Origin of the sequence: Streptomyces sp. NPDC051211 (genome assembly GCF_040689505.1) — a bacterium.
Lineage (GTDB): Bacteria > Actinomycetota > Actinomycetes > Streptomycetales > Streptomycetaceae > Streptomyces.
In genome coordinates, this window is sequence record NZ_JBFBAV010000014.1 from 65,412 (window position 1) to 92,042 (window position 26,631).

Consider the following 26,631-nt stretch of genomic DNA (forward strand, 5'->3'; position numbering starts at 1 on the left):
GTCCGGTCGCTCCTCCGCGGCGGGCCGTTGTGGGGGAACTCACCTGTGGTGTCACCCGGGGGAGCGACGGGGCGGGCCGGGGTTGCCGTGCGGGTTGCGGGCGCCGGGTGGGTGGGCTGCCGTGCCGGTTGCCGTGCCGGGTGGTGCGGACGCGGTTACCGTCGATGCATGGACACGTCGTGGTGGCCTGCGGTCGCCGCGGTGGTGGCCGTGGCGCTCGTCGTGCTGGTCGCGGGCCGCCGCCCCACTCCCCCGCCGCCGGCCCGGGTACGGCACGGGCCCGGCCCCGAGCCGCGGCCCCGGCCGGGCGAGATCTGGCGGCTGACGGACGACCTGCCGTGCCTGGTCCTGTCGGTACGGGCGCACCGGGCGCGGATCGCACGGATCACCACGAAGTACCACGACGAGCGGCCCGGGGTGATCCCGCTCCCGCCGGGCGGGGAAGGCGACGTGCACGGGCGTCCGGGGTTCCTGGAGGCGGACCGGCCGATCGAGGTGTCGGTGTGGGAGTTCCGGCGGCGAGTGGGTGAACTGGACCCCACGGTGTGGGACGAGGTGAAGGGGCTGGGAGGCGGGCGATGATTCGGCTGCGGCGGGTGTACGAGCCACCGGACCCGGTGGCGGACGGGGTACGGGTGCTCGTGGACCGGCTGTGGCCGCGGGGGCTCGCGAAGGCGGAGGCGCAGGTCGACGAGTGGCCGAAGGTGGTGACGCCGTCGGCGGAGCTGCGGAAGTGGTACCACTCCGGGGCGGGGTCCTGGGAGGAGTTCCGGGCGCGGTACGAGGCGGAGTTGGCGGGGGCAGGAGCGGAGGCGGAGGCTGCGCTGGCGCACTTGCGGGCGGTGGGGGCGGCGGGGCCGCTGACGTTGCTGACGGCGGTGAAGGAACCCGGCACGAGCCACGCGGCGATCCTCGCGGAACTCCTGGCCGGCCCCTCATAACGGGCCCCGCGCCCTCCCGACCGGGTTCGCCCTCCCGGCCGGGTTGCCGCCGCCGTCCCATCCGGCCCGTGGATGCCACAACCCCGGGCCCTACCCGCCCCTTCCCGAACCGGGGCTCCGCCCCAGACCCCGCTCCTCAAACGCCGGAGGGGCCGGATCTGCCCGGCGGGGCTGTCCGGCGTTGCCGTGCGGCGGCAATTCCAGCCCCGCCGGCGATTGAGGCGCGGGGTCCGGGGGCCGGCCCCCGGCAACGGCGCCGCACCGGATCACCCGGGCTGCGGGCAAGCGGTGCGCAGGGTCCGGGGCGGCACCCCCGCAGGGGCGCCGCGGCCGGGGTCAGGCCCAGAGTTGGCCCTGGAGGGCCTCGATCGCTTCTTCCGTGGTGGCCGCCGTGTAGACCCCCGTCGACAGGTACTTCCAGCCCCCGTCGGCCACGACGAACACGATGTCCGCCGCTTCCCCCGCAGCCACCGCCTTGCGGCCCACACCGATCGCCGCGTGCAGCGCGGCCCCGGTGGAGACGCCCGCGAAGATGCCCTCCTGCTGGAGGAGTTCCCGGGTCCGGGTCACCGCGTCCGCCGAGCCCACCGAGAAGCGGGTGGTCAGGACCGAGGCGTCGTACAGCTCGGGGACGAAGCCCTCGTCGAGGTTGCGCAGGCCGTAGACGAGGTCGTCGTAGCGCGGCTCCGCCGCGACGATCTTGATGTCCGGCTTGTGTTCGCGGAGGTAGCGGCCCACGCCCATCAGGGTGCCGGTGGTGCCCAGGCCCGCCACGAAGTGGGTGATCGAGGGGAGGTCCGTGAGGATCTCGGGGCCGGTCGTGGCGTAGTGGGCGCCCGCGTTGTCCGGGTTGCCGTACTGGTAGAGCATCACCCAGGACGGGTTCTGCCCGGCCAGTTCCTTCGCCACCCGGACGGCGGTGTTGGAGCCGCCGGCGGCCGGCGACGAGATGATTTCGGCTCCCCACATCGCCAGCAGGTCACGGCGTTCCTGCGAGGTGTTCTCCGGCATCACGCACACGATGCGGTAGCCCTTGAGCTTCGCGGCCATGGCGAGGGAGATGCCGGTGTTGCCCGAGGTGGGTTCCAGGATCGTGCAGCCCGGGGTCAGGCGGCCGTCCTTCTCCGCCTGCTCGACCATGTGGAGTGCCGGGCGGTCCTTGATCGAGCCGGTCGGGTTGCGGTCCTCCAGCTTCGCCCAGATGCGGACGTCGTCCGAGGGCGAGAGCCGGGGCAGGCGGACCAGCGGGGTGTTGCCGACCGCGGCCAGCGGGGAGTCGTAGCGCATTACTTCGAGCCGCCGGCCACGGCCGGGAGGATGGTGACGTTGTCGCCGTCGGCCACCTTGGTGGAGATGCCCTCCAGGAAGCGGACGTCCTCGTCGTTGAGGTAGACGTTCACGAAGCGGCGCAGCTGGCCGCCGTCGACGATGCGCTCCTCGATGCCCTTGTACCGGGTCTCCAGGTCGGCGAAGACCTCGGCGAGGGTGGTGCCCTCGGCGTTGACGGCCTTCTCGCCGTCGGTGTAGGTGCGGAGGATGGTGGGGATGCGGACCTCGATGGCCATGGCTGGCTCCTGGATCGTCACGTAGGGGCGGGCGCGCGGCTGACAGGCCCCCGCGCGGGAGGGGCTGTGGTGCTGGGGTGGTGCGGCGGTTCAGGCAGCGGGACAGATCGCGCTGGCGAGACGGCACAGGTCGACGTGCAGCCGCGCCACGAGCAGCAGCTGCCTGCCGGGCGTATCGGTGCTCACGTCGTGGGGAACCATGCGGGCATCGTAACGATTCCCGGTCACCCGAAAGGAGTGACGTCTTGGATCGTGGACGAAAAACGCTCGCATCGTGGACGCCGGGGTCCTAGTAAGCGGCCACGACCTGCACTTCTTCCTCCGTGATGACCCCGTCCACGATGCGGTACGAGCGGAACTGGAACTCCCCCAGGCCGTCCGTGTCCGCCGTCGAGACGAGCACGTAGTGCGCGCCGGGCTCGTTCGCGTACGTGATGTCGGTGCGCGAGGGGTAGGCCTCGGTCGCGGTGTGCGAGTGGTAGACGATGACGGGTTCCTCGTCCCGGTCGTCCATCTCGCGGTACAGCTTGAGCAGGTCCTTGGAGTCGAACTCGTAGAACGTGGGCGACCGGGCGGCGTTGAGCATCGGGATGAACCGCTCGGGGCGGCCGGTGCCCGCCGGGCCGGCCACGACTCCGCACGCCTCGTCCGGGTGGTCCTTGCGGGCGTGCTCGACGATCTGGTCGTACAGGGCCTGGGTGAGGGTCAGCATGAGCGACAGGATAAGCAGACGGGCCCTTCCGTACCGAGGAGTGGTACGGAAGGGCCCGAATGCTGGACGGAACCGGGTGGTTACCGGGTCGGCCGGGTGGTTACGAGGCCGGGCCGGCCTTCTCCAGGGCCTCCGCGGTGCGGTCCTTGCGGATCCAGAGGAAGAAGTAGCCGACGGCGAGGACGATGCCCCACAGCGGCGCGCAGTACAGGGAGACCCGCGCGTCCTTGTCGGCGCCCATCATCACGACGACCATGCCGATGAAGAGCAGGGCGAACCAGCTGGTCCACGGGGCGCCGGGGGCGCGGAACGTGGACTGCGGGAGTTCGCCGCGGTCGGCCTTGGCGCGGTAGCGGAGCTGGCAGACCAGGATGACGACCCAGGCCCACATGCCGGAGATGGTGGCGAAGGAGACGACGTAGTCGAAGGCCTTGCCGGGGGCCACGTAGTTGATCCAGACGCCCACCAGCATCAGCGAGGCCGAGAAGGTGGTGCCGAGCAGCGGGGTGCCGTTCTTGGTGAGCCTGGTGAAGAACTTCGGGCCCTGGCCGTTGAGCGCGAGGTCGCGCAGCATGCGGCCGGTGGAGTACATGCCCGAGTTGCAGGAGGACAGGGCGGCGGTCAGCACGACGAAGTTGACGATTGCGGCGCCGACGCCGAGGCCCATCCGCTCGAAGGCGGCCACGAAGGGCGAGACGCCCGGCTGGAAGTGCGTCCACGGGACGACCGACAGGATCATGATCAGCGCGCCGACGTAGAAGACGGCGATCCGCCACGGCACGGTGTTGATGGCCTTGGGGAGGGTCTTCTCGGGGTCCTTGGACTCGCCGGCGGTGACGCCGACCAGCTCGACCGCGAGGAAGGCGAACATGACGATCTGCAGGGTCATCAGCGTGCCGCCGATGCCCTTGGGGAAGAACCCGCCGTCGTTCCACAGGTTCGCGACGGTCGCCGTCTCGGCGGCGTCGGAGAAGCCGATGGTGAGGATGCCGGCGCAGATCAGGATCATGCCGACGATGGCGGTGACCTTGACCATGGAGAACCAGAACTCGAGCTCACCGAAGAGCTTCACGGAGATCAGGTTGGCGCCGTAGAGGATGACCGTGAAGATCAGCGCGTACGCCCATTGGGGGAAGCTGCTGCCGGTCCAGTACGTCATGTAGTGCGCGGCGGCGGTCACTTCGGTGATGCCGGTGACCACCCAGAACAGCCAGTACGTCCAGCCGGTGACGAATCCTGCGAAGGGCCCGATGAACTCGCGGGCGTAGTCCGAGAAGGATCCCGCGACGGGGCGGTACATGAGCAGCTCGCCCAGGGCCCGCATGATGAAGAAGATGACCAGGCCCGCGATCGCGTAGGCCAGGATCAGGCTGGGGCCGGCCTTGCTGATGGCCTTGCCCGCGCCCAGGAAGAGGCCGGTGCCGATGGCTCCGCCGATCGCGATCATCTGGATCTGGCGGGCCCCGAGCGTGCGGTGGTATCCCTCGTCCGCCGCGGCATCCTTGCCGACCGGACGGTCGTTCTTCTCGACCTGCACAGAGGTCATGTTTGGTGCGCCTTTCTCCACGCCGATCCGCGTCTTCAGCGACTGCGGACCGGGTCCTCGATCCCCCCGGATACGGATGGAGTTGCACTCCGGCGATCAGCCGGTTCAAGCACGCCGGAAGGACAGGGGTGGCGTCCTGTCGGCGGTCGTGAAGATTTATCACGGGCTTATGGGTGATCGACGGGCTCGAATGTGACACACGCCACGGGAAGAACAGGACAAGGCGCCCGAAAAAGATCAGATCACCACAACGTGGTGATCTGATCGTTATCCGGATTTGAGCGTCCGCTGAGCGAACGAAACGGGACGCGCGGGTGCTCAGAGGGTTTCGATGAGGGTCTCCTGGAGGCCGCCCAGCCAGAGGTACGCCATCACCATCGGCTTGCGCGGGTCCTCGTCCGGCAGCCGCAGCAGCGCCGCGCTCTCGTCGTCCTCGGTGATCTCCAGCCGGGCCCCGATGGTCAGCCGCAGGTCGTTCAGGGCCCCGAGCCAGCGCAGCGGCAGCTCCCCGGTGAGCTCCAGCACGGCCCCGCCGTCGCCGGCCGGGGTGAGCCCGTCCAGGCTGCGTACGACGGCCAGCGCGTCCTCGCGCTTGCGGCTGCGCAGGTCGGTCTCGGTGAACCGGCGGAACTCCGCCGACCGGGCCTTCAGCTCGGCCGGGTCCGCGCCCCGGTCCTCGGCGGACGGGCCGCCGTAGGCGTCGGGGAACAGCCGGGCCAGCGCCGGGTCGGACGGGGGCTCGCTCGGCCCCTCCGCGAAGAGGGCGGCCAGCGGGTCGGCGTCGGCGGCCGGCTCGGGCTCGCCGGGGCCGATCAGCTCCAGCAGCTGGACGGCGAGGGAGCGCAGGATCGAGATCTCGACCTCGTCCAGCGCGACGGCGGCGCCGCCGCCCTTGAGCGGTGCGAACGTCCCGCCCATCAGTTGCGGTCCTGGGAGAGGGTCGCCCACAGGCCGTAGCCGTGCATGGCCTGCACGTCGCGCTCCATTTCCTCGCGGGTGCCGCTGGACACGACGGCCCGCCCCTTGTGGTGGACGTCGAGCATCAGCTTGTGCGCCACGTCCTTGGAATAGCCGAAGTACGCCTGGAACACGTACGTCACATAGCTCATGAGGTTGACCGGGTCGTTGTGCACCAGGGTCACCCAGGGGACATCCGGCTCGGGGACCGCGTGGGTCTCTTCGGCCGATTCGGTGCGTTCGATCTCAATGGGAGCAACACTCACTCGTCCCATGCTGCCACCGTGACCGGCCCGTCGCACAAACGGGCCCCCCGCCGCGGGTCGCGGCCCCGATAGTTCTCGTCAGTTTGACGAAATGCGTGCTAGCATCCGTGCCATGAACCCTGCGGACCTGGGCCTGCCGGTGGACGTGCCGTCGACAGCGCTCTTCACGGACCATTACGAGCTCACGATGCTGCAGGCCGCCCTGGCGAGCGGCACGGCCGACCGCCGCTCGGTCTTCGAGGTGTTCACCCGGCGGCTGCCCGAAGGGCGGCGCTACGGCGTCGTGGCGGGCACCGGCCGGGTGCTGGACGCGGTGGAGAACTTCCGCTTCGACTCCGCGGTCCTGGAGTTCCTCCGGGACCGGGCCGTGGTCGACATGCGGACCCTGGACTGGCTGGCCTCGTACCGCTTCTCGGGCGACGTCTGGGGCTACCCGGAGGGCGAGGTCTACTTCCCGGGCTCGCCGATCCTGCGGGTGGAGGGCAGCTTCGCGGAGTGCGTGCTGCTGGAGACGGTGATCCTCTCGATCCTCAACCACGACTCGGCGATCGCCGCGGCGGCCTCCCGGATGGCCTCCGCGGCGGGCGACCGGCCGCTGATCGAGATGGGCGCCCGGCGCACCCACGAGCTGGCCGCGGTGGCCGCCTCGCGGGCCGCGTACGTCGGCGGCTTCACCTCCACCTCGGACCTGGCGGCCGGCTTCCGGTACGGCATCCCGACGGTGGGCACCTCGGCGCACGCGTTCACCCTGCTGCACGACAACGAGCGGGACGCGTTCACCGCGCAGGTGGCCTCGCTGGGCGGCGGAACCACCCTTCTGGTGGACACCTACGACGTCGCGGAGGCCGTCCGTACGGCGGTGGAGGTCGCCGGGCCCGAGCTGGGCGCGGTCCGCATCGACTCCGGCGACCTGCTGCTGGTCGCCCACCGGGTGCGGCAGCAGCTGGACGAGCTGGGCGCGACCGGCACGCGGATCGTGGTCACCTCCGACCTCGACGAGTACGCCATCGCCTCGCTGGCGGCGGCACCCGTCGACGCGTACGGGGTGGGCACCCAGCTGGTGACCGGCAGCGGGCACCCGACCTGCTCCATGGTCTACAAGCTGGTCGCGCGGGCCGTCTCGGCCGACCCGAAGGCGCCGCTCCAGCCGGTGGCCAAGAAGGCGTCCGGGGGCAAGACCTCGATCGGCGGGCGCAAGTGGGCGGCGCGGCGGGTGGATGCGGAAGGGGTGGCCGAGGCGGAGGTCGTCGGCACCGGGCCGGTGCCGGCCGCCCTTGCGGACCGGCAGCTCCTGACCCAGCTGGTCAAGGCGGGCGAGGTGGTCGCGCGGGAGCCCCTGGAGGCCGCGCGGGACCGCCACCGGGCCGCCCGGGCCGGGCTCCCGCTGTCGGCGACCCAGCTGTCCCGCGGAGAAGCGGTCATCCCGACGGAGTACGTGTAGCCGCGCGCGCCCCTGCGGCCCTGGGGCCCGCAGGGCGGGGCGGGGCAGCGGGGGGAGGGGGCCGCTGCGCGGGGCCTTCCCCACCCCGCCCCTTCCCGAAACCGGGGGCAAGCCCCCAGACCCCCCGTCCGGCGCTTCGCGCCGGTGCGCTCAAACGCCGCGCGGGCTGGGATTGCTGCGCAATCCAGCCCCGCCAGGCGGTACCCACCCAGCCCCGCCGGCGGTTGAGGCGCGGGGTCCGGGGCGGAGACCCGGTTACGGGAAGGGGCGGGGTGGGGAAGAGGCCCCCGGGTCCGCCGCACGGGAGCCGGTCAACTGAGCCGGCAGCAGCCATCGAGCCGAAGGACAGCGCCATGCACCGCGCACTGATCGTCGTCGACGTACAGAACGACTTCTGCGAAGGCGGCAGCCTCGCGGTCGCCGGCGGCGCCGACGTCGCCGCCGCCATCACCGAGCTGATCGGGCAGGCCGGCCCCGGCTACCGCCATGTGGTGGCCACCCGGGACCACCACGTCGACCCGGGCCCGCACTTCGCCCGCCCGCCGGCCGACCCGGACTACGAGACCTCCTGGCCGGCGCACTGCGTGGCCGGCACGGAGGGGGTCGGGTTCCACCCGAACTTCGCGCCCGCCGTCGCGTCCGGCGCCGTCGCGGCCGTGTTCGACAAGGGCGCGTACGAGGCGGCGTACAGCGGCTTCGAGGGCGCCGACGAGAACGGCACCGGCCTCGCCCAGTGGCTGCGGGAGCGGGAGGTCACCGAGGTGGACGTGGTCGGCATCGCCACCGACCACTGCGTGCGGGCCACCGCCCTGGACGCCGCCCGGGCGGGCTTCCGGACCCATGTGCTGCTGGACCTGACCGCCGGGGTGGCCCCGCACACCACCCAGCGGGCCCTGGAAGAGCTCCGGACGGCCGGCGTGGAGCTCACCGGCACCCCGGTGGTCGCGGGCGGCCAGGCGCCCGCCTAGGGGTGTCCTGCCCCTTCGCCGGGCGGCCCGGGGGCCCGCCCAGGGGGTGTCCTGCCCCTCGCGCTAGGCGCCCCTGAGCAGGGCCCTTATCGGGTGCCACAACTCCTCCACGTCGTCCGGCACCGCCCGCCACAGCAGCCCGTCCGGGTGGTGGAGCACCGCCGTGACCTCGTCCGGGGTCGGCGGCTGGGTGTTCCCCCGCAGGTAGACGGCGCGCATTCCGAGGTTCCGCAGCCTGGTCAGGGCGCGGGCCCGGTTCGCGGCGTGGACGAGGACGCGGACGGGCCCGCCGCCGCAGTCCACCACGGGTCTGGGCAGGGTCAGGGCGACCACGACGCTCCCGTTCGGGAGCTTGACGAAACCTCCGCCAGGCATGTGTTGCATCTCCCCCGTGAGATGGAGTCGGAGCGGAGTGTCAATAAGACACTCGCACCGGCATCTAAACGCGATCGGCCGCCGCCCGCTAGAGGGCGACGGCCGATCATGCTTTGACCTGCGGTTTTACTGACTAGCTCCCGGAGGGGCCAACCTCGATCGTCATCTGGAGGCCGTCGTAGGTCTCCTTCTTGATCTTGATCTTGGTGTTGGTGTCAGTGACCTTGACGGAACCGGTCGGGTTCTCGTCGTAGTAGTACTTGCCCTTGCGGTCGTCGAAGACCATGTTCGCGGCCTTCGGCTTGATGAACAGCGGCTGGCCGTTCTTGTGCAGGGTGAAGGCGTCCGTCGAGTACGCGCTGAAGGTGGCGTCGTACGGCTGGATCTTGTTGCGCAGCAGGGTGCCGTCCGACCACTTCATCGGCTTGGCGTTCGCGTCGATCGGCAGGATCAGGCCCTGGCCCGGGTGGACGCTGGTGTTGTTGTCCTTCTGCGAGGTGTCCCACTGCCAGATCAGCAGGCCGTCCTGGTACGGGTAGTGCTCGACCCAGTCGGGACGGGTGCCGGTGAAGCCGAAGTTGTACGGGCCGACCTTGAGGGTCGAGTCGTACGAGACGTAGCGGCGGTTCTCGGCGAGGTAGTACTGCGCGTACTCCTTGGTGAAGCCCGCGCCGATCCGGGAGAAGCCCTTGCCGGTCCAGCCGTTGTCGCCGTTCTCCGCACCGTCGGTGAAGAGGGCGGCGCCGTCGGCCGTCAGGGTGATGGCGTCGGCGGTGAAGCCCTTGCCGCCCGCGCCGCCGTCCGTCTGGTAGCGGAAGCGGAGGTCGACCGTCTTGCCCGCGTAGGCGTCGAGCGGGAAGTTCAGGTCCTGCCAGCCGCCGGAGACGTCGGTCAGCGACGGGGAGCCCGCGGCGTCGACCGGGATGGCCTTGCCGTTGGCGGTGCCGGCCAGCGGGGTCCAGGTGGCGCCGCCGTCGGTGGACACCTCGGTGTAGAGGTAGTCGTAGTCCTTCTCGATGTCCCACCAGCCCTTGAGGGACAGCGCGGCGGACTTCTTGCCGGACAGGTCCACCTTGCGGGTGAGGGTGTTCTTGAGGTCGTCACCCATGTTGCTCCACCACTGGGTGGAGCCCTCGGCGGGCGCGACGACCTCGGTGGTGACCTTCTTCTTCGGCAGCTCGACGACCAGCGCCTGCTTGTCCTTGGTGTTGAACTCGGACACGCCCAGCTTGTGGGTGGACTTCGTCGCGGCCTTGGCCTTGTCGTAGTTCAGCCAGCCCAGCTGCAGCTTGTCCCAGGACGTCATGTCGCCGGGCAGGTCGCCTATGGACTCCTTGCCCTCGCCGAGCCAGGAGCCGGCCGACATCAGGGACCAGAAGCCGACCGAGTTGTCGCCGCCGCCCGTGGTGTCGTACAGGTCGGGCAGGCCCAGGTCGTGGCCGTACTCGTGGGCGAAGACACCGAGGCCGCCGTTCTCCGGCTGCATCGTGTAGTCGCCGACCCAGATGCCCGAGTTGCCGATCTGGGTGCCGCCGGCCTTGTTGTTCTCCGGGCCGGTCTTGCCCGCATTGGTGCCGTACGCGTACCAGCGGTGCGCCCACAGCGCGTTGGCGCCCTCGACGCCGCCACCGGCCGACTCGTCCTCGCCCGCGTGGACGATCTGGAAGTGGTCGATGTAGCCGTCGGCCTCGTTGAAGTTGCCGTCGCCGTCGAAGTCGTAGCGGTCCCACTGGTCGTACTGGGCCAGCTGCGCCTTGATCTGGGCGTCGGTCTTGCCGGCCGCCTTCTGCGCCTCGGTCCAGGCGGTCACACCGTCGCGGACGGTGTCCCAGACGTTGGCGCAGTTGCTGCTGCCGCAGTAGTTCGAGCCGTAACGGGCCTCGTTGTACGGGACCTTGACCCAGTCGGCGACCTCGCCCTCGACCGAGTAACGGCCCGAGGAGGTCTTCTCGTAGTAGGTCTTCAGCGAGTGCTTGCCCTTGCCCGTAGCGAAGTACAGGTCCTGGAAGTACTGCCGGTTGAAGTCCTTGCGCCAGGCGGTGCTGTTGTCCTTCGCGCGGTCCGGCTGCGCGATCTTGTTGTGCAGCGGGCCGGGCGTGCCGCCGTACTTGGCGACCGGGGGCTTCGGGCCGTCCGGGCCGTCCGGGTCGAACATGGTCTCGTTGTCGACCTTGTCGCCGAACTCGACCAGGATCGTGAAGATCTTGTCGGTCTTCTCACGGCCGAGCTCGACGTACTTCTTGTCGTCGAGCTTGACGACCTTGGAGGCGCCGCGCTGCTCGGCCGGCTTCTTGCCGGAGAGCACCTGCTCCAGGGCAGCCTTCTTGGCCTGCTCCTGCTGCTTGCTGAACGGGCCTTCCAGGTCGTGCTCGACGTGCGCCTTCGAAGGAGCGGTCGGGTCCTGGCGGTCGGCGACGGGGGCGTTGGGCCCCTTGACCTCGGCCTGAGCGCTGGCGGTGAAGACGAAACCGGAGGCCGCGGTGGCCGCCATGGTCACGGCGACGGCGGTGGCCCGCAGGGCACGCCTTCTTGCAGAATTGCTGGTCACTTGATGTCGTTCCCCTCCCGCGGCCGCTCATGGACGGTCGGAACTTCGCCAAAGGAGCGGGGTGTTCCGCGCGGCGCGCGTCTCAAGTGACGCTATTTGACCGGAGACACTCAAGAAAAGACAGACCTTGACTTGGCACGGTCAACTGCACTATGCGGTCAGTCAGTTCCGGTATGCGGACGTTCTGCCGACTACCGGGGACTTCCGGGGCGAACCGTGACTCCGTGCGCCCCCCGTGCACCGGCACCGTGGGTTAGGTCACGCTTACCATCGGTACCGCCCGGGAATCCACCGTCGTAGAACCCTCCGCCATGAGGACGGATACCGCCATGCCGCGTCCGACTGCCGCACAGCTCGCCTACGGTTCCGCCACCGTGATCGTGTCGACGATCGCCATGCTGCTGCTCTCGCAGACCAGCGCGGGACCGGGGATCGCCGTCATCGCCACGGCCGCACTGGCCCTCGGGCTGCTGGTCGCACTAACGGTGCCGATGCCGAAGCGGCGCCGGCCCGCGGCCGCCGAGCCGGCCGTGGTCCCGGTCACCGCTCCCGCGGACGCGGACGCCCCGGCCGCTGCTCCGGCCGCGCACACGACTGCGGCCGCCCGGGTGCCTGAGCCCCGGGCGGCCGCTGCCGAACATCCTGTGCACCACTAGGTCGAGGTGACCACCACCGTCTTGGCGACCTTGTCGTGCAGGCCCTGCTTGTAGGGCTTGTCGACGAGCATCGAGATGACGAGTGCGATCGGCCACAGGCAGAAGCAGCAGAGCAGCGTCGGGATCCACAGCACGGCGGCCCGGGTCAGCGCGGCGTTCGACTGCGGCACGCTGCCGTCGTTGAGCATCGCCACGCGCAGTCCCATGGCCTTCTTGCCGACGGTCTGGCCGTTCTTCTTGGTGAAGAACCAGTCGTAGCCGACATAGGCGATGATCCCGATCAGGGTCCAGATCAGACCGCTGCCACCGTAGGACCTGGTGAAGACCTCGGAGACGTCCTCGCCCTTGTCCGTCTCGACCATGTACCGCTTGTTGTCGAACGGCAGCTGGATGAGGAAGAGCGGGATCGTCACGATGAGCGCGTCGATGATGCGGGCGAGGAGCCGCTTGCCGAAGTCGGCGAGCGGCGGCATGCCTGCGAGCGGGTCGGGCATGCCGTAGCCGCCCGGGCCGCCGGGGCCGCCTCCGCCGTAGGGGCCGCCTCCGTAGGGCGGCGGCGGGGGCGGGTAACCGCCGCCTCCGGGCGGCGGAGAACCGCCCGACGGAGGCGTCGGTTCCTGCGGCTTCTTGAGGAACGGGTCGTCCTCGGGACGTTCGCCCGGCGGCGGCTGATCGGTACTCATGGCCCGAGTCGAACCCGGCCCGGCCGCCCCCGCAAGGGGACGGCGTCCGTTCGGGGGGCGGCGTGCCCCGGGTCGCCCGGGGAGGCACCCCCAGTGCTGTGGCCGGAAAGGTTTGCCGGGGCACGGCGTCCGGTGCGGTGCATCGCTAGGCGGAGGGCCGCGGCTCGTACTGGACGTACTTGCGCGGTCCGACAACGCGGCGAGGTGCCGTGCCGTGCCGGGGGTCGTGACCCGGTGAACCTAGCCGGTCACAGCACTAGCGGCGGACGACGGTGGCGGCGGCCTTGTCGTGCCAGGCCTGGCGCCGGGGGCGGTCGACCAGGCACCACAGGGCACCGGGGAAGCCGAGGATCCCGTACACCAGCCAGCGGCGCAGTGCCGCGCCGAAGGACGGGGGCCGGCCGGTGGCGACCGCCGCCACCCGGATGCCGAGCAGCTTCTTGCCGGGCGTGCGGCCCCAACGGGCGGTCGGCAGCGCCTCGTAGAACACCCCGAAGAGCAGCACCGCGCCGAGTACGGCGGCCAGGTGGCCGGCGGTGGTGCCGTCCAGCAGCCATACGGTGACCGGTTCGCCCGCGCCGGCCCGCGCGGCGGTATCCACCTTGGCCTGCAGGTGCTCCGTCACCTCCGGTAGGGACGGCCAGGCGACGGCCGCGGCGACCGCGGCGGGCGCCAGCGAGTCCAGCAGCCGCGCCAGCAGCCGCCGCCCCAGCCCGGCGGGCTGCTCGGCCCGGTCGGCCATCCGCTCGAACACGGCCCGGTCGGTGACGGGCCGCCGGGTGGGCGCCGGGGTGGGTTCGGGCGCCGCTTCGGGCTCGGCTTCGGAGGCGGGCCGGGGTCGGCCCGGACCGGCCGCGGCCGCCGGGGACTTGGCCGGGAGGGCGCCGGGGGCAGAGGCCTGCGCCGGGAGCCGCTCGGCCGTGCGGACCGGGGCCGGGGAAGGGGAAGGCGCGGGGGACGTACGGTCCACCTGCCGGGCGCCGCCGGCGGGCGCGGGCCAGCGGCCGTCCGACTCGGCGGGCCGGACCGGGGCCGGGGCCGGGGCGGCGGCCATCGCAGGAGCCGGGGCGGGGGACGGCGCGGCGGACGGCGGACGGTCCTCAGGCCGGGCGCCGCCGGCGGGGGCGGGCCAGCGGCCGTCCGACTCGGCGGGCCGGACCGGGGCCGGGGCCGGGGCGGCGGCCACCGCCGGGGAAGCCGGAGAAGGAGCTGAGGCAGGAGCCGGAGCCGGTGCCGGAGCCGGCGTCGAGGCGGGAGCTTGGGCCGGAGCGGGAGCTGATGCCGAGGCCGGAGCCGGAGCCGGAGCGGGACCGGGAGCTGACGCCGGGACCGGAGCAGCGGCGGCCGGGGCGCCCCAGGAGATGCGGTGGTCGCGTGGCCCGCCGAAGCCCGACTGCTGGGCGGGATCCGCCTGCCAGGCCGGCCCCGCCGGATGCGGCCGGGCCGGTTCCGGCATCGGCGCCAGCGCACCCGTCTCGTCCAGGAACACGGGCCCCGTCTCGTCCGCCGGGGTGGCGCGGCGGCTGGTGCCGGGGACCCACGCGGAGCCGTTCCAGTAGCGGACGAATCCGGGGATGGACGGATCGGGGTAGTAGCCCTCGCGGGCCGCGTGCTCGCCGTCACCTGGGGAGGCCGTCAATGTCCCCAACTCCGATCGTGGCTTGAGGCTTGGCTTGTGCAAGGGACTTGCGCAAGGGAGGACCATAGCCAAGAACCCCGGCCCGACAGGTCCGGTAACGGGAGAATGCAAGCGTTCGGGGGAACCCTGGACGGTTCCGGGCCTCGCCGGTTGATTTCGGTCACCCGAAAGATTCCGGCCAACCTGCGATTCGTACCCGGAAGTCGCGTCATGACCGGACCGCACCGCGCTCTCTCCTCACGTGGGGCCAGGACCAGGCCCCCGTACCGCAGAGAGAGGCACCGCCATGCACGACCCGGTCATCGAGCGCGAGCTGGAACTGAAGCTGGTCCTGTCGCCCGAGCGCAGCATCGCCGTCCCCGCCCGGCTGGTCTACCTGTCGGCCGACCCGTTCGCCGTCCACATCACCTTCCACGCGGGCTCCAGCGCCCCCGTGAACTGGACCTTCGCCCGCGAGCTGATGGTGGAGGGGGTGTTCCGGCCCTGCGGTCATGGCGACGTGCGGATCTGGCCCACCAAGATCGACGACAAGGCCGTGCTCTGCATGGCCCTCAGCTCCCCCGACGGGGACGCCCTGCTGGAGGCGCCGGCCGCCGCGGTGTCCGCCTGGCTGGAGCGCACCCTTCGGGTGGTCCCGCCGGGCGCGGAGGCCGAGCGGCTCGGTCTGGACGAGGCCCTCGCCGAGCTGCTGGCCCCCACCCCGGCGGACGACCTGTGGCTGCGCGACCCGTGGCCCTCGGACGAGTCCGGGGACACGGACCTGTGAGCCGGGCTCCGGAGGATCAGAACAGCTTGCCGGGGTTGAGCAGGCCGAGCGGGTCGAAGGCCTGCTTGACCGCCCGCTGCATCTCCAGCCCCACCGGCCCCAGTTCGCGGGCCAGCCACTCCTTCTTCAGCACACCCACCCCGTGCTCGCCGGTGATCGTGCCGCCGAGCGCCAGCCCGAGCGCCATGATCTCGTCGAAGGACTCCCGGGCCCGGCGGGTCTCGTCCTCGTCCGCCGGGTCGAAGCACACCACCGGGTGGGTGTTGCCGTCCCCCGCGTGCGCGCACACCCCGACCGTCAGCCCGTGCTTCCCGGCGATCGCGGCCGTCCCGTCCAGCATCTCCGCCAGCCGCGACCGCGGCACGCACACGTCGTCGATCATCGTGGCCGGCCGCAGCGCCTCCAGCGCGGTCAGCGACATCCGCCGGGCCTGGAGCAGCAGCTCCGATTCCGCCTCGTCCTCGGCGGGCACCACCGCGGTGGCCCCGGCCGCCGTGCACAGCTCCCCCACCGCCGCCAGACGGGCCGGCGCGTCCGGGGTGTCGAAGGCGGCCAGCAGCAGGGCCTCGGTGGTCTCGGGCAGGCCCATCCGGCCGAGCGCGTTGACCGCCCGTACGGTCGTACGGTCCATCAGCTCCAGCAGCGAGGGCGTCAGCCCGGCCTCCATGACGGCGCAGACCGCCGCGCAGGCGGCGGCCGCCGAGGGGAACTCCGCGGCCAGCGCCAGCTGCCGGGGCGGTGCGGGCCGCAGGGCGAGAACGGCCTGGACGACCACGCCGAGGCTGCCCTCGGAGCCCGTGAACAGCCGGGTGAGGTCGTATCCGGCCACTCCCTTGGCGGTACGGCGACCCGTGCGCAGCAGCCGGCCGTCGGCCAGCACGACGTCGAGCCCGAGCACGTACTCGGCGGTGACCCCGTACTTGACGCAGCACAGACCGCCGGAGGCGGTGCCGATGTTGCCGCCGATGGTGCACTGCTCCCAGCTGGACGGGTCGGGCGGGTAGTACAGGCCCTGCTCGGCCACGGCACGGGAGAGCACCGCGTTGACCACGCCGGGTTCGACCACCGCGATCCGGTCGACCGTGCTGATCTCCAGGATCCTGTCCATCTTCAGCAGCGAGAGCACGATGCAGCCGTCCGAGGCGTTGGCGGCGCCGGACAGGCCGGTGCGGGCGCCCTGCGGGACGACGGGCACCCGGAACTCGGTGGCGGTGCGCATCACGTGCTGGACCTGTTCCACGGTGCGGGGCAGGACCACGGCGGCCGGGCGGCCGGCGGCGCAGAAGGTGGCCATGTCGGTGGCGTAGGAGCCGGTCACGTCGGGGTCGGTGAGCAGGGCCTCCGGCGGAAGTCCTGCGGCGAGACGGACGTGCAGCCGAGCCTGGAGATCGTCCATGGGGTCCATGAGGCCAGAGTGTCACCGGGGGCCATCGGTGTGAACCCGGGCGCAACCCTCTTCGGACACCGCGGCGCGCTCTTCATATTGACGCACAGTGAGCGGGTGGAACGTGTGGAACGTCAGGAACCAGAATTCCAGCCGCCGCGGCCCGTGACCTTCACCGGCCGCAAGACGCTCGTGCCCGCTGCGATCGCCGTGGTCCTGATCGCCGGGGCCCTGCTGATCCGCCCGGCCCAGGTGGACGACGACCCCCGCCCGCCCGGACCCACCGAGCGTGCGGCCTCGGCCGTCGGCATGGGCTCCCCGGCGGCCTCGGTGGACCTTGCGGCACTGATCGCCGACCGCGAGGCGTGGCTGCGCGGGCACGCCGAGGACCACGGTTCGTGGGCGGTGCTGGGGGCGGCCTACCTGGAACAGGCGCGCCGCGAGGCGGACCCCGGCTGGTACGCGAAGGCGGAGAAGGCGCTGAAACGGTCGCTGGAGCTGCGGCCGGCCGAGAAGGGCAACTTCGACGCGATGACGGGCATGGGGGCGCTCGCCAATGCGCGCGGGGACTTCGTGACCGGGCGGAAGTGGGGCGAGCTGGTGCGGGCGCAGTCGCCGCGGCGCTGGACGGCGTACCCGGTGCTGGTCGACGCGTACACGGGGGCCGGGGACTACAAGGCCGCCGAGAAGGCGATGGAGCGGCTGCTGGAGCTCCGGCCGGGCCTGGCCGCGTACGCGCGGGCCTCGCAGGTCTACCGGGACCGCGGCTGGCGGGAGGACGCGACGGCCTCGATGGAGAACGCGGCGGGCGCGGCGAAGGCACCGGCGGAGAAGGCGTACTGCCTCTACCGGCTCGGCGAGCTGGCCTGGGAGCGGGGCGAGGCGGGGGAGGCGCTGCGGCTGTACGAGGGGGCACTGCGGGCCGATCCCGGGCAGGCGCAGGCCCTCGGCGGGCGGGCGCGGGCCCTGGCCTCGCTGGGGCGGCACGGGGAAGCCGTCCGGGACTACCGGTTGGCGCTGGGGCGGGCGCCGGTGCCGCAGCTGGCCCTGGAGCTGGGGGAGCTGCTGGAGTCCCTGGGCCGGGCGGAGGAGGCGCGGGCGGCCGACGGCCCCTACACCCTGCTGGAGCGGCTGGCGGCGCGCGGCTCGGCCCACGGGGTGAGCGAGCCGGTGGTGCTCGGCCTGTACGAGGCGGACCACGGGGATCCGGCGGCGGCGGTACGGCGGCTGAGCGCGGAGTGGGAACGGCACAAGAGCGTGCAGGTCGCGGACGCGCTGGGGTGGGCGCTGCACCGGGCCGGGGATACGGAGGACGGCCTGGAGTACGCGAAGAAGGCGACGGAACTGGGCCTGCGGAGCGCGGACTTCACGTACCACCGGGCGGTGATGGAACGCGCCCTGGGCGACACGGCATCGGCCAGACGTCACTTCCAGGAGGCGCTGCGCACGAACCCGGCGTTCTCGCCGGTGCGGGTGGCGCGGGCGAAGGATGCGCTGGCGGGGGTGGGGGAGCCGGCGGGGGGTGGGCCGGAGAACGTGCTGCCGAGGGGGAAGTGGGTGGCCCCGGACATGAGCCAGTACATCGTCCCGTCCAAACCCAAGCCGAAACCCTGACCGGGGGGCCCGGCCCCGCTGACCCGGGCCCGGCCTCGGCCTGGCCCCGCTGGCCCCGGCTGACACCGGCGGGCCGGGCTACGGCGGGCCCGGGCTCCGGCCGGCCGGGGGCCGGACGCGCCCCTCCTGCGTCCGGCCCCGCGAGCAGCCGCTGCGCGGAGCTGATCCCCTACCCGCCCCTTCCCGCCTGGGGCTCCGCCCCAGACCCCACTCCTCAAAAGCCGGAGGGGCTGAAAGATCAGCCCCTCCGGCGTTTTGAGGCGCGGGGGTCCGGGGGCTGGCCCCCGGCAACGGCGCCGCACCGCTTCGCGCAGCGGCCGGGCGCCAGGCCATGGCGCGGCAGGGGCCCGGCCCGAAGGGGGCTACAGGTTGCCGCGCTTCTCCTGCTCGCGCTCGATCGCCTCGAACAGCGCCTTGAAGTTGCCCTTGCCGAACCCCATGGACCCGTGCCGCTCGATGATCTCGAAGAACACGGTCGGCCGGTCCTGCACCGGCTTCGTGAAGATCTGCAGCAGGTAGCCGTCCTCGTCCCGGTCCGCCAGGATCTTCAGCTCGCGCAGCTCGTCGATCGGCACCCGGGTGTCGCCGACCCACTCGCCGAGGGTGTCGTAGTACGTGTCCGGGACGGACAGGAACTGGACGCCCGCGGCCCGCATGGTGCGGACGGTCGCGACGATGTCGTTCGTGGCCAGCGCGATGTGCTGGACGCCCGGCCCGCCGTAGAACTCCAGGTACTCGTCGATCTGCGACTTCTTCTTCGCGATCGCCGGCTCGTTGATCGGGAACTTGACCTTCTTGGTGCCGTCCGCGACCACCTTCGACATCAGCGCCGAGTACTCGGTCGCGATGTCGTCGCCCACGAACTCCTTCATGTTCGTGAAGCCCATGACCTTGTTGTAGAAGCCGACCCACTCGTTCATGCGGCCCAGCTCGACGTTGCCGACGCAGTGGTCGATCGCCTGGAAGGTCCGCTTGGCGGGCGGGGCGACCATCGGGTCGACGGCCACGTAGCCCGGCAGGTAGGGGCCGGTGTACCCGGAGCGGTCGACCAGGGTGTGGCGGGTCTGGCCGTACGTCGCGATGGCGGCCAGCACCACCGTGCCGTGCTCGTCGGTGATCTCGTACGGCTCGTCGAGGCCGCGGGCGCCCTGCTCGACGGCGTACTTGTACGCGGCGCGCGCGTCCGGGACCTCGATGGCGAGGTCGATGACGCCGTCGCCGTGCTCGGTGACGTGTTCGGCGAGGAAGCGGCCGTGGTCGGTGGTCGCCTTGATGACGGAGGTCAGGACGAACCGGGCGGCGCCGTTGGTGAGGACGTAACTGGCCGTCTCGCGGCTGCCGTTCTCCGGTCCGGAGTACGCCACGAGCTTCATGCCGAAGGCGGTGGAGTAGTAGTGCGCGGCCTGCTTGGCGTTGCCGACGGCGAAGACCACCGCGTCCATGCCCTTCACCGGGAAGGGGTCTGCCTCGCGCGCGGTTCCGGGCGTGTGATCCAGGGTCTCAGTCATAAGCGCAGAGTCCCGCCGATCCACCAAGCTGCGCAATAGTTTCTTGTTCCGGTGTACAGACTGCCCAGTCTGGACTCAGGATGGATGTGGAATCTGTGCAGGATGACCACCCTCAGGGCCATCCCGAGGAACACCCGAAGGAAACGGCAGGCACACCCCATGGGCATCGACAGTCTCGACGGCCGGCTCATCGTCCTCCTCGCCCGCGAACCCCGAATCGGGGTCCTGGAGGCCTCCCGCCGCCTCGGGGTGGCCCGCGGCACGGTCCAGGCCCGACTGGACCGGCTCCAGTCGAACGGAGTCATCCGCGGCTTCGGCCCCCAGGTGGACCCGGCCGCCCTCGGCTACCCGGTGACGGCCTTCGCCACGCTGGAGATCAAGCAGGGCCAAGGCGCCGACGTACGGGCCCACTTGGCCACGGTGCCGGAGGTGCTGGAACTCCACACGACCACCGGCCACGGGGACATGCTGTGCCGCCTGGTGGCCCGCTCCAACGCCGACCTTCAGCGAGTGATCGACCGCGTTGTCGGCTTCGAGGGCATCGTGCGTGCCTCGACGGCAATCGTCATGGAAAACCCCGTCCCCTTGCGGATCATCCCCCTGGTCGAACAAGCAGCCGAGGATCGTTAGGGCTCGGGGTCGGCCGGCTCGGTCAGCAGGCCCGGGTCAGCAGGACGGGACCTTGCCGCCGCGGTTCAGTTCCCGCAGGGAGGACACCGCGTCCGTCAGGGAGGTGACGGGGATCAGCCGCAGTCCCTCGGGGAGTTCGGAGCGGGCGTCCGAGCACTCGGCCTTCGGTACGAGGAACACGGTGGCGCCGTCCCGCTTGGCGGCCTGGGTCTTCAGGGCCACCCCGCCGACCGCGCCGACCGCGCCGTTCGCGTCGATCGTGCCGGTGCCGGCCACGCTCCGGCCGCCGGTGAGGTCGCCGCCGCTGCCGTCGCCGTCGAGCTTGTCGACGATGCCGAGGGAGAAGAGGAGTCCGGCGCTGGGCCCGCCGACGTCGGCGAGGTTGAGGTCCACCTTCACCTGCCGGGGGTCCTTGTGCAGAAATCCGAGGGCGGCCTGGGCGGCGGTCGACTGCGACTTCGCCATTTCCTCCAGGTTGTGCGCCTCGATCTCCTTGTCGCTGTCACCGGCCGGGTACACGGCCTCCTTCGGCATGACCGCCCGGTCGGTGCGGAACCAGTTGCCGACCAGGTCCGGCAGGCCCACCTCCTGGGAGGGGCCGGTGGCGACGATCGTGGTCATGCGGAGCTGCCCGGTGGTGCCGCGGGTGGGCGCGCCGGTGATCGTGATCACGCTCTTGCCGTCCTTGGCGCCGAGCACGTCGGCCGTCAGCCCTGGCTGGGCCAGTACGAACGGCAGGGGTGCGAAGGCCGCGATGAGCAGCAGCGCGAGTGCGGGCACGGCGCAGACGGCGAGGGCGGCGGGGCGCGGGAGACGTGAGAGACGTGAAAGCACCCAGCCAATCTATCGGGCCGGGTCCGCCGCACCGGGCCCCCGCACGGCCGAACGCCTCCGGCCCCGCCGTGGGACGGGGCCGGAGGCGCGGTACGGCCGTTCCCCGGATGCCGGGGTTGCCGGGATCCCCGGGTGCCGGGATCCCCGGGTGGCGGGGATGCCCGGGGTGGGCGGGGATGCCCGGGGTGGCAGGGATTCCGGGGAGGCCCCGGGGAGCTAGCCGGTGGCGCGTACGGTCAGCGCAGGGCGTCTGCGACCTCCCGTGCCGCGTCGACCACGCGCGGCCCGACCCGCTCCGGCACGGCGTCGGCGAGCATGACGACGCCGACGCTGCCCTCCAGGCCGCTGATGCCGACCAGCGGGGCGGCCGCTCCGCTGGCTCCCGCTTCGAGTTCTCCGTGGGTGAGGGTGTAGCCGGGCTCGGTGAGCCCACCCTGCCTGGCGGCCAGGATGGCTCGGCCCGCGGCTCCGCGGTCCAGCGGGTGGCGGAAGCCGGCCCGGTACGCGACGTGGTAGTCGGTCCAGGTGGGTTCGACGACGGCCACGGCGAGTGCTTCGGTGCCGTCGACGAGGGTGAGGTGCGCGGTTGCGCCTATGTCCTCGGCGAGGGAACGCAGGACGGGCAGGGCCGCCTCGCGTACGAGGGGGTGGACCTGCCGGCCCAGCCTCAGCACCCCGAGGCCCACGCGGGCGCGGCCGCCGAGGTCGCGCCGGACCAGGGCGTGCTGTTCCAGCGTGGCGAGCAGACGGTAGACGACGGTGCGGTTGACCCCGAGCCGGTTGGAGAGCTCGGTGACGGTCAGACCGTGATCGGTATCGGCGAGCAGCTTGAGGACTCTCAGCCCTCGGTCGAGAGTCTGGGAGGTTTCCGCGGTCACGACGCCTCTCCCTCTGTGGTGAGCGGCGGTGAACTCTCACGGCAAAAGCGCCGCCGGTCCCATCGGCGACGCAAGGAGAGGCCGCCGGGTAGGCCATGGCACCGGCTGCGCTCCCGCGGCGGCGCTGCCACGGGGCGTTTCGATGCGGGGACAGTAGCGAGCGGGTCCCGCTCAGCGGAAGGCCTCGTCCAGAATCCGGGCGCCGAATCCCTGTATGTGAACTTTGCGCAGCCGCCGGGTGTACCTGTTTGTCATGCCGGCAGCCTCAGAACCTCCATACAACCTCAACAGTTGTGAACGGCCTCGAACCGGCCGGGACATGCCCGGGGAAGGGCCCGGAGCAGGTCCCCGCAGCCGGACGGGGTCCGTGCGATTCTCCGCACGGACCCCGTCCGATGTTCCGTAGGAACGGCTCAGCACACCCGCGTTCAGCGCATCACGCGTTCGGCAGATCCGCGCTCGGCAGGTCCGCGTTCGGCAGGTCCGCGTTCAGCGGATCCGCGCTCGGCACGTCCGCGTTCAGCGCATCCGTGTCGCCCACTCCTGGACCTTCTTGATGCGCTCCCGCAGCTGCCCCGCCGTCGCCTCCGCGCTCGGCGGTCCGCCGCACACCCGCCGCAGCTCGGTGTGGATCACCCCGTGCGGCTTGCCGCTCTGGTGGACGTACGCGCCGACCATCGTGTTCAGCGACTTCCGCAGTTCCAGCAGTTCCTTGTGCGAGACCACGGGCCGCCGCTCGGCCGGCAGCTCCAGCAGGTCCGCCTCCGCGTCCGGCCTCTTCCGGCTGTGCGCGATCTGCCGGGCCTGCCGCTTCTGGAGCAGCATCTGCACCTGGTCCGGTTCCAGCAGCCCGGGGATGCCGAGGTAGTCCTGCTCCTCCTCGCTGCCCGGGTGCGCCTGCATGCCGAACTCGGCGCCGTCGAACAGCACCCGGTCGAAGACGGCGTCGGACTCCAGCGCCTCGAAGGGCAGCATGTCCTGCTCGCCGGTGTCCTCGTCCTCCTGCCGGTTCGCCTCGTCCATCTCCTTCTCGGACTCGGCGTACGGGTCCTCGTCCTCGCCCTGCTTCTTCGGCTTGTCGAGCACGTGGTCGCGCTCGACCTCCATCTCGTTGGCGAAGCCGAGCAGATAGGGGATGGTCGGCAGGAAGACGGACGCGGTCTCGCCGCGCCGCCGCGAGCGCACGAAGCGGCCGACCGCCTGCGCGAAGAACAGCGGGGTGGAGATGGTGGTCGCGTACACGCCCACCGCCAGCCGGGGCACGTCGACGCCCTCGGACACCATCCGGACCGCGACCATCCAGCGGTCGTCGTTCCCGCTGAAGTCGTCGATCCGCTTCGACGCGCCCGTGTCGTCGGACAGCACGACGGTCGCCTTGCTGCCGGTGATCTCGCGGAGCAGCTTGGCGTACGCCCGCGCCGAGTCCTGGTCGGAGGCGATGACGAGGCCGCCCGCGTCCGGGATGCCCTTGCGGACCTCGGTCAGCCGCTGGTCGGCGGCCCGCAGCACGTTCGGCATCCAGTCGCCGCGCGGATCCAGTGCGGTGCGCCAGGCCTGGCTGATGGCGTCCTTGGTCATCGGCTCGCCGAGCTTGGCGGCGATCTCGTCGCCGGCCTTCGTCCGCCAGCGCATGTTGCCGCTGTAGGAGAGGAAGATGACGGGCCGGACGACGCCGTCGCCGAGGGCGTTGCCGTAGCCGTAGGTGTAGTCGGCGGAGGACCGCCGGATTCCGTCGTTCCCTTCCTCGTACGTCACGAAGGGGATCGGGTTCGTGTCGGACCGGAAGGGGGTGCCGGTCAGGGCCAGCCGCCGGGTCGCCGGATCGAAGGCCTCCAGGCAGGCCTCGCCCCAGGACTTGGAGTCGCCCGCGTGGTGGATCTCGTCCAGGATCACCAGGGTCTTGCGCTGCTCGCACCGGTTGCGGTGCAGCATGGGCCGCACGCCGACGCCCGCGTAGGTGACGGCGACCCCGTGGTACTCCCGGCTCAGCGGCCCCGCCGAGTACTCGGGGTCGAGCCGGATGCCTATCCGGGCCGCGGCTTCCGCCCACTGCTTCTTCAGGTGCTCGGTGGGGGCGACCACGGTCACCTGCTGGACCACGTGGTGGTGCAGCAGCCAGGAGGCGAGGGTGAGCGCGAAGGTGGTCTTGCCGGCGCCGGGGGTCGCGACCGCGAGGAAGTCACGCGGCTGGGTCTGGATGTACTTGTCCAGCGCCCCCTGCTGCCAGGCACGCAGCTTGCTGGCGGTGCCCCAGGGGGCGCGGCCGGGAAAGGCGGGTGAGAGGTGGTGGGAGGCGGTAGTAGTCACGGTCTCCGGTTCGTTGCTCTCGGCAGGCAGTCTCGGAGTCGTCGTCGTACGAGCGGCTTGCGCGGGCCCCGCGCGGGTCGTCGTACGTAGGACAACCGGGCCACCTTACCGGCCCGGGCCCGCCCCTCGCGGAGGGACAGGCCCGTGACCTCGGACCGTGCGGCGAGGGTCACACGGCAGTGCTCAGCGAGCGAACCTCGGCAGCTGCGCCGCGATCTTGGGTACGTCGAGGGCGCCCTGGCGCACGTCCAGTACGAAGGTCTCCGCTTCGTCGACGTCGAAGTCCGCGTCCAGGGGATGCCCGTTCATGTGCAGGAAGACCCAGGTCGCGTACCAGGCGATCCGCTTGTTCCCGTCGACCAGCGCGTGGTTGCGCGCGAGCGATTCCATCAGGGCGGCGGCCTTCTGCCACACGTCCGGGTACGCGTCCTGGCCGAACACGCTCGACTGCGGGCGAGCGAGCGCGGAGTCGAGCAGCCCGTAGTCCCGCACCTCGCTGGTGCCGAGGCGTTCGGCGAGGTTCAGCAGCTCCGGCAGCGTGAGGTAGTGCGTCACGCGAGCCTCCGGTTCAGCTCCCCACTGACCTTCAGCACATGTTCGGCCGCCTCGTTGAACAGGCGGGAGTGCTCGTTTATGGCCCTGATCACCGCGTCGTGCGCAAAGGACTGCATGCTGCGGCCCTCCGCCTCGGCGCGCTCGCGCAGGGCATCCAGCTCTTCTTCGGTGAACCTGACGTTGAGACCAGCCATGGGACAATGGTACCGCGTGGTACCACGCGGTGTCAGCTGACTTCGTCGGCATTCTGAGAGGAGGCGGGTGGGGCTCCGGGGGTGGCCGGGACGGTCGCCGAGGAGGCCGGGAAGCCGGCAGGGCTCGGCATGCCGGACACGGCCGGGCCAGGGGCCGGGTCCAGGCGGGTGGCGACCCAGGCGCCCACCAGGGCCACGCAGGCCATCGGGAGGAAGACCACCACGAAGGCACCCGGGTGCGAAGCCGCCCCCTCGGCCGCCGTGTGGGCGGCCCCCACCGCTCCCCCACCCAGCGCGGCGAAGGCCGCCCCGCCGCCCGCCAGCAGCACCACATTGGCCAGCGCGTCCGAGATCTGCAGGGCGGCGGAGTTCGTGCCCGCCTCCGCCGGCGGCGACAGCTTCAGCAGCAGCACGCTGGTGGACCCGATCACCAGGCCCATGCCCAGACAGCCCACCCCCCAGGCCACCGCCACGGTCCACACCGGCACCCACTCGATCAGCACGGCCGGCGCGGCGGCGATCGCCGCCGCGACCATCACCATGCCCGCCACCATCAACCGCTCCCGGTACGGCGCCATCCGCCCCTTGGACTGGATCCACGAGCCGCCCGCCCAGGTGAGCCCGCCCAGCGCCAGCGAGAACCCGGCCAGGGTGGGGCTCAGCCCGCGCTGGGTGACCAGCATCAGCGGCACGAAGCTCTCGGCGGCGATGAACGACCCGGCCGCGACCCCGCGCAGCAGCACCACCGAGGGCAGCCCGCGCCGCGCCAGGTAGGTACCGCGCGGCAGCAGCCCGAGGACGGCCGGCACCAGCAGGGCCGCGCCCGCGACCCCGGGCACGACCGACAGCCAGCGCAGGTCCTGGGCGGCGTACTGGAGCAGCCCGGCACCCAGCGAGATGCCGAGGGCGAGCCGGATCCGGCGCCGGTCGAAGGGCACGGGCGTCCCGCCCGGCTCCACCGGCCCGGACGCGGTCCGGCGGATCGCGGGCAGCGCCACCACCAGCGGTACGACGACCAGCGCGGGGATCCCCAGGAACACCCAGCGCCAGCCGAGGTGCTCGGTGACGGTCCCGGAGGCCAGCGGTCCGACGATGGACGGCACCACCCAGCTGGCGGCGAAGGCCGCCATGATCGCGGGCCGCTCCCGCTCGTCGTAGGCCCGGCTGACCACCACGTACAGGGCGACGATGACCAGTCCGCCGCCGAAGCCCTGCACGGCCCGGCCCAGTACGAACAGCCACATCGCGGTGGCGGTGCCGGAGAGGACCAGCCCGCCGGCGAAGGAGGCGATGCCGAGGGCGAGCGGCCGCAGCGGCCCGGTCCGGTCGGCCCACTGGCCGGAGAGCACCATGCCGAACAGGCTGGTGGTGAAGTACGCCGAGAAGGCGAAGGCGTAGAGGCCGATGCCGTTCAGCTCGCGGGCGGCCACCGGCATCGCGGTGCCGACGGCGGTCGCCTCGAACGCGATGAGGAAGATGACGGAGATCATTCCGATGCTGAGCGTCCGGTGCGCGGGCCCGAGGATCCCGCCGCCGCCGGGCTGGGGCGCGGCGGGTGGGGCTATCTCGTCGGCACGGGGCTCAAGGGCGCTCATCGCCCCAGGCTAAGGGCCATCCCCCGGTTTTGCCCCTTTCCTTTTCCCCCTCCCTTCGACGGATCGTCC

Annotated in this window: 27 protein-coding genes; 8 read left to right on the plus strand and 19 right to left on the minus strand. The window is 71.8% G+C overall.

The window, feature by feature from the left end; all coding sequences use genetic code 11:
- The first annotated feature begins 168 nt into the window (after positions 1 to 168).
- Both AB0447_RS16475 and AB0447_RS16480 read left to right on the plus strand, forming a co-directional pair.
- A complete protein-coding gene (locus AB0447_RS16475) occupies positions 169 to 582 on the plus strand; it encodes a hypothetical protein (protein ID WP_366477347.1) in 414 nt (137 codons plus the stop codon).
- Positions 579 to 941, plus strand: coding sequence for a DUF488 family protein (locus AB0447_RS16480; RefSeq protein WP_366477348.1), 363 nt, complete (start codon positions 579 to 581; stop codon positions 939 to 941). Before AB0447_RS16475 ends, AB0447_RS16480 begins: the two co-directional genes overlap by 4 nt.
- A gap of 336 nt (positions 942 to 1,277) precedes the next feature.
- Here AB0447_RS16480 and AB0447_RS16485 read toward each other — a convergent pair whose 3' ends face one another.
- From AB0447_RS16485 to clpS, 7 genes are all read right to left on the minus strand, one after another.
- Positions 1,278 to 2,228, minus strand: coding sequence for a cysteine synthase (locus AB0447_RS16485; RefSeq protein WP_366477349.1), 951 nt, complete (start codon positions 2,226 to 2,228; stop codon positions 1,278 to 1,280).
- On the minus strand, positions 2,228 to 2,506 hold the full coding sequence (locus AB0447_RS16490) for a MoaD/ThiS family protein (RefSeq protein ID WP_366477350.1): 279 nt from the start codon (positions 2,504 to 2,506) through the stop codon (positions 2,228 to 2,230). Before AB0447_RS16490 ends, AB0447_RS16485 begins: the two co-directional genes overlap by 1 nt.
- A gap of 90 nt (positions 2,507 to 2,596) precedes the next feature.
- Positions 2,597 to 2,707: a putative leader peptide gene (locus AB0447_RS16495; protein ID WP_366477351.1), complete on the minus strand. Its 111-nt coding sequence runs from the start codon at positions 2,705 to 2,707 to the stop codon at positions 2,597 to 2,599.
- 88 nt (positions 2,708 to 2,795) lie between these two features.
- Entirely contained in the window at positions 2,796 to 3,218 is a 423-nt protein-coding gene (locus AB0447_RS16500; protein WP_366477352.1) for a M67 family metallopeptidase, read from the minus strand.
- Positions 3,219 to 3,318: 100 nt separating this feature from the next.
- Positions 3,319 to 4,764, minus strand: coding sequence for an amino acid permease (locus AB0447_RS16505; RefSeq protein WP_366477353.1), 1,446 nt, complete (start codon positions 4,762 to 4,764; stop codon positions 3,319 to 3,321).
- Positions 4,765 to 5,082: 318 nt separating this feature from the next.
- Entirely contained in the window at positions 5,083 to 5,682 is a 600-nt protein-coding gene (locus tag AB0447_RS16510; RefSeq protein ID WP_366477354.1) for a DUF2017 domain-containing protein, read from the minus strand.
- Positions 5,682 to 5,996: an ATP-dependent Clp protease adapter ClpS gene (clpS, locus tag AB0447_RS16515; protein WP_366477355.1), complete on the minus strand. Its 315-nt coding sequence runs from the start codon at positions 5,994 to 5,996 to the stop codon at positions 5,682 to 5,684. Before clpS ends, AB0447_RS16510 begins: the two co-directional genes overlap by 1 nt.
- 103 nt (positions 5,997 to 6,099) lie before the next feature.
- Here clpS and AB0447_RS16520 point away from each other — a divergent pair, with 103 nt between their 5' ends.
- Complete coding sequence (locus AB0447_RS16520; protein WP_366477356.1) at positions 6,100 to 7,428, plus strand: nicotinate phosphoribosyltransferase; 1,329 nt, start codon at positions 6,100 to 6,102, stop codon at positions 7,426 to 7,428.
- 353 nt (positions 7,429 to 7,781) lie between these two features.
- Entirely contained in the window at positions 7,782 to 8,396 is a 615-nt protein-coding gene (locus AB0447_RS16525) for an isochorismatase family protein (RefSeq protein WP_366477357.1), read from the plus strand.
- A gap of 63 nt (positions 8,397 to 8,459) precedes the next feature.
- On the opposite strand, the gene AB0447_RS16530 is transcribed toward AB0447_RS16525, so the two are convergent.
- Entirely contained in the window at positions 8,460 to 8,771 is a 312-nt protein-coding gene (locus AB0447_RS16530; RefSeq protein ID WP_366477358.1) for a hypothetical protein, read from the minus strand.
- Positions 8,772 to 8,904: 133 nt separating this feature from the next.
- Entirely contained in the window at positions 8,905 to 11,262 is a 2,358-nt protein-coding gene (locus tag AB0447_RS16535; RefSeq protein WP_366477438.1) for an immune inhibitor A domain-containing protein, read from the minus strand.
- A 386-nt stretch (positions 11,263 to 11,648) separates the two neighbouring features.
- Here AB0447_RS16535 and AB0447_RS16540 point away from each other — a divergent pair, with 386 nt between their 5' ends.
- On the plus strand, positions 11,649 to 11,975 hold the full coding sequence (locus tag AB0447_RS16540) for a hypothetical protein (RefSeq protein ID WP_366477359.1): 327 nt from the start codon (positions 11,649 to 11,651) through the stop codon (positions 11,973 to 11,975).
- On the opposite strand, the gene AB0447_RS16545 is transcribed toward AB0447_RS16540, so the two are convergent.
- Together AB0447_RS16545 and AB0447_RS16550 are read right to left on the minus strand one after the other, a co-directional pair.
- Entirely contained in the window at positions 11,972 to 12,658 is a 687-nt protein-coding gene (locus AB0447_RS16545; RefSeq protein ID WP_366477360.1) for an RDD family protein, read from the minus strand. The genes AB0447_RS16540 and AB0447_RS16545 overlap by 4 nt on opposite strands.
- Before the next feature lie 256 nt (positions 12,659 to 12,914).
- Positions 12,915 to 14,297, minus strand: coding sequence for an RDD family protein (locus AB0447_RS16550; RefSeq protein ID WP_366477361.1), 1,383 nt, complete (start codon positions 14,295 to 14,297; stop codon positions 12,915 to 12,917).
- Positions 14,298 to 14,583: 286 nt separating this feature from the next.
- Between AB0447_RS16550 and AB0447_RS16555 the strand changes: the two genes are divergently transcribed.
- Positions 14,584 to 15,063 carry an SsgA family sporulation/cell division regulator gene (locus tag AB0447_RS16555; protein WP_366477362.1) on the plus strand — a complete coding sequence of 160 codons (480 nt, stop codon included), beginning with the start codon at positions 14,584 to 14,586 and terminating at the stop codon, positions 15,061 to 15,063.
- 16 nt (positions 15,064 to 15,079) lie between these two features.
- On the opposite strand, the gene AB0447_RS16560 is transcribed toward AB0447_RS16555, so the two are convergent.
- A complete protein-coding gene (locus AB0447_RS16560; protein WP_366477439.1) occupies positions 15,080 to 16,459 on the minus strand; it encodes an FAD-linked oxidase C-terminal domain-containing protein in 1,380 nt (459 codons plus the stop codon).
- Positions 16,460 to 16,564: 105 nt separating this feature from the next.
- On the opposite strand from AB0447_RS16560, the gene AB0447_RS16565 reads away from it, so the two are divergent.
- The gene (locus AB0447_RS16565; protein WP_366477363.1) at positions 16,565 to 18,061 is read left to right on the plus strand and encodes a tetratricopeptide repeat protein; all 1,497 of its coding nucleotides are present in this window, start codon (positions 16,565 to 16,567) and stop codon (positions 18,059 to 18,061) included.
- A gap of 362 nt (positions 18,062 to 18,423) precedes the next feature.
- Here the strand turns inward: AB0447_RS16565 and hppD are convergent, their stop codons facing one another.
- Positions 18,424 to 19,569, minus strand: a complete 1,146-nt coding sequence (gene hppD / locus AB0447_RS16570; protein ID WP_366477365.1) for a 4-hydroxyphenylpyruvate dioxygenase — start codon at positions 19,567 to 19,569, stop codon at positions 18,424 to 18,426.
- A 159-nt stretch (positions 19,570 to 19,728) separates the two neighbouring features.
- Here hppD and AB0447_RS16575 point away from each other — a divergent pair, with 159 nt between their 5' ends.
- Positions 19,729 to 20,199, plus strand: a complete 471-nt coding sequence (locus tag AB0447_RS16575) for an Lrp/AsnC family transcriptional regulator (protein ID WP_366477366.1) — start codon at positions 19,729 to 19,731, stop codon at positions 20,197 to 20,199.
- Between the two features lie 36 nt (positions 20,200 to 20,235).
- On the opposite strand, the gene AB0447_RS16580 is transcribed toward AB0447_RS16575, so the two are convergent.
- The 6 genes from AB0447_RS16580 to AB0447_RS16605 form a co-directional block, all read right to left on the minus strand.
- Entirely contained in the window at positions 20,236 to 21,033 is a 798-nt protein-coding gene (locus AB0447_RS16580) for a S16 family serine protease (RefSeq protein WP_366477367.1), read from the minus strand.
- Between the two features lie 236 nt (positions 21,034 to 21,269).
- Complete coding sequence (locus AB0447_RS16585; protein ID WP_366477368.1) at positions 21,270 to 21,911, minus strand: helix-turn-helix domain-containing protein; 642 nt, start codon at positions 21,909 to 21,911, stop codon at positions 21,270 to 21,272.
- 519 nt (positions 21,912 to 22,430) lie between these two features.
- Positions 22,431 to 24,218, minus strand: a complete 1,788-nt coding sequence (locus AB0447_RS16590) for a DEAD/DEAH box helicase (protein WP_366477369.1) — start codon at positions 24,216 to 24,218, stop codon at positions 22,431 to 22,433.
- 183 nt (positions 24,219 to 24,401) lie between these two features.
- A complete protein-coding gene (locus tag AB0447_RS16595) occupies positions 24,402 to 24,773 on the minus strand; it encodes a Fic family protein (RefSeq protein ID WP_366477370.1) in 372 nt (123 codons plus the stop codon).
- On the minus strand, positions 24,770 to 24,967 hold the full coding sequence (locus AB0447_RS16600; protein WP_351810035.1) for an Arc family DNA-binding protein: 198 nt from the start codon (positions 24,965 to 24,967) through the stop codon (positions 24,770 to 24,772). Before AB0447_RS16600 ends, AB0447_RS16595 begins: the two co-directional genes overlap by 4 nt.
- Before the next feature lie 32 nt (positions 24,968 to 24,999).
- On the minus strand, positions 25,000 to 26,562 hold the full coding sequence (locus AB0447_RS16605; RefSeq protein ID WP_366477371.1) for an MFS transporter: 1,563 nt from the start codon (positions 26,560 to 26,562) through the stop codon (positions 25,000 to 25,002).
- Between the last annotated feature and the right edge of the window lie 69 nt (positions 26,563 to 26,631).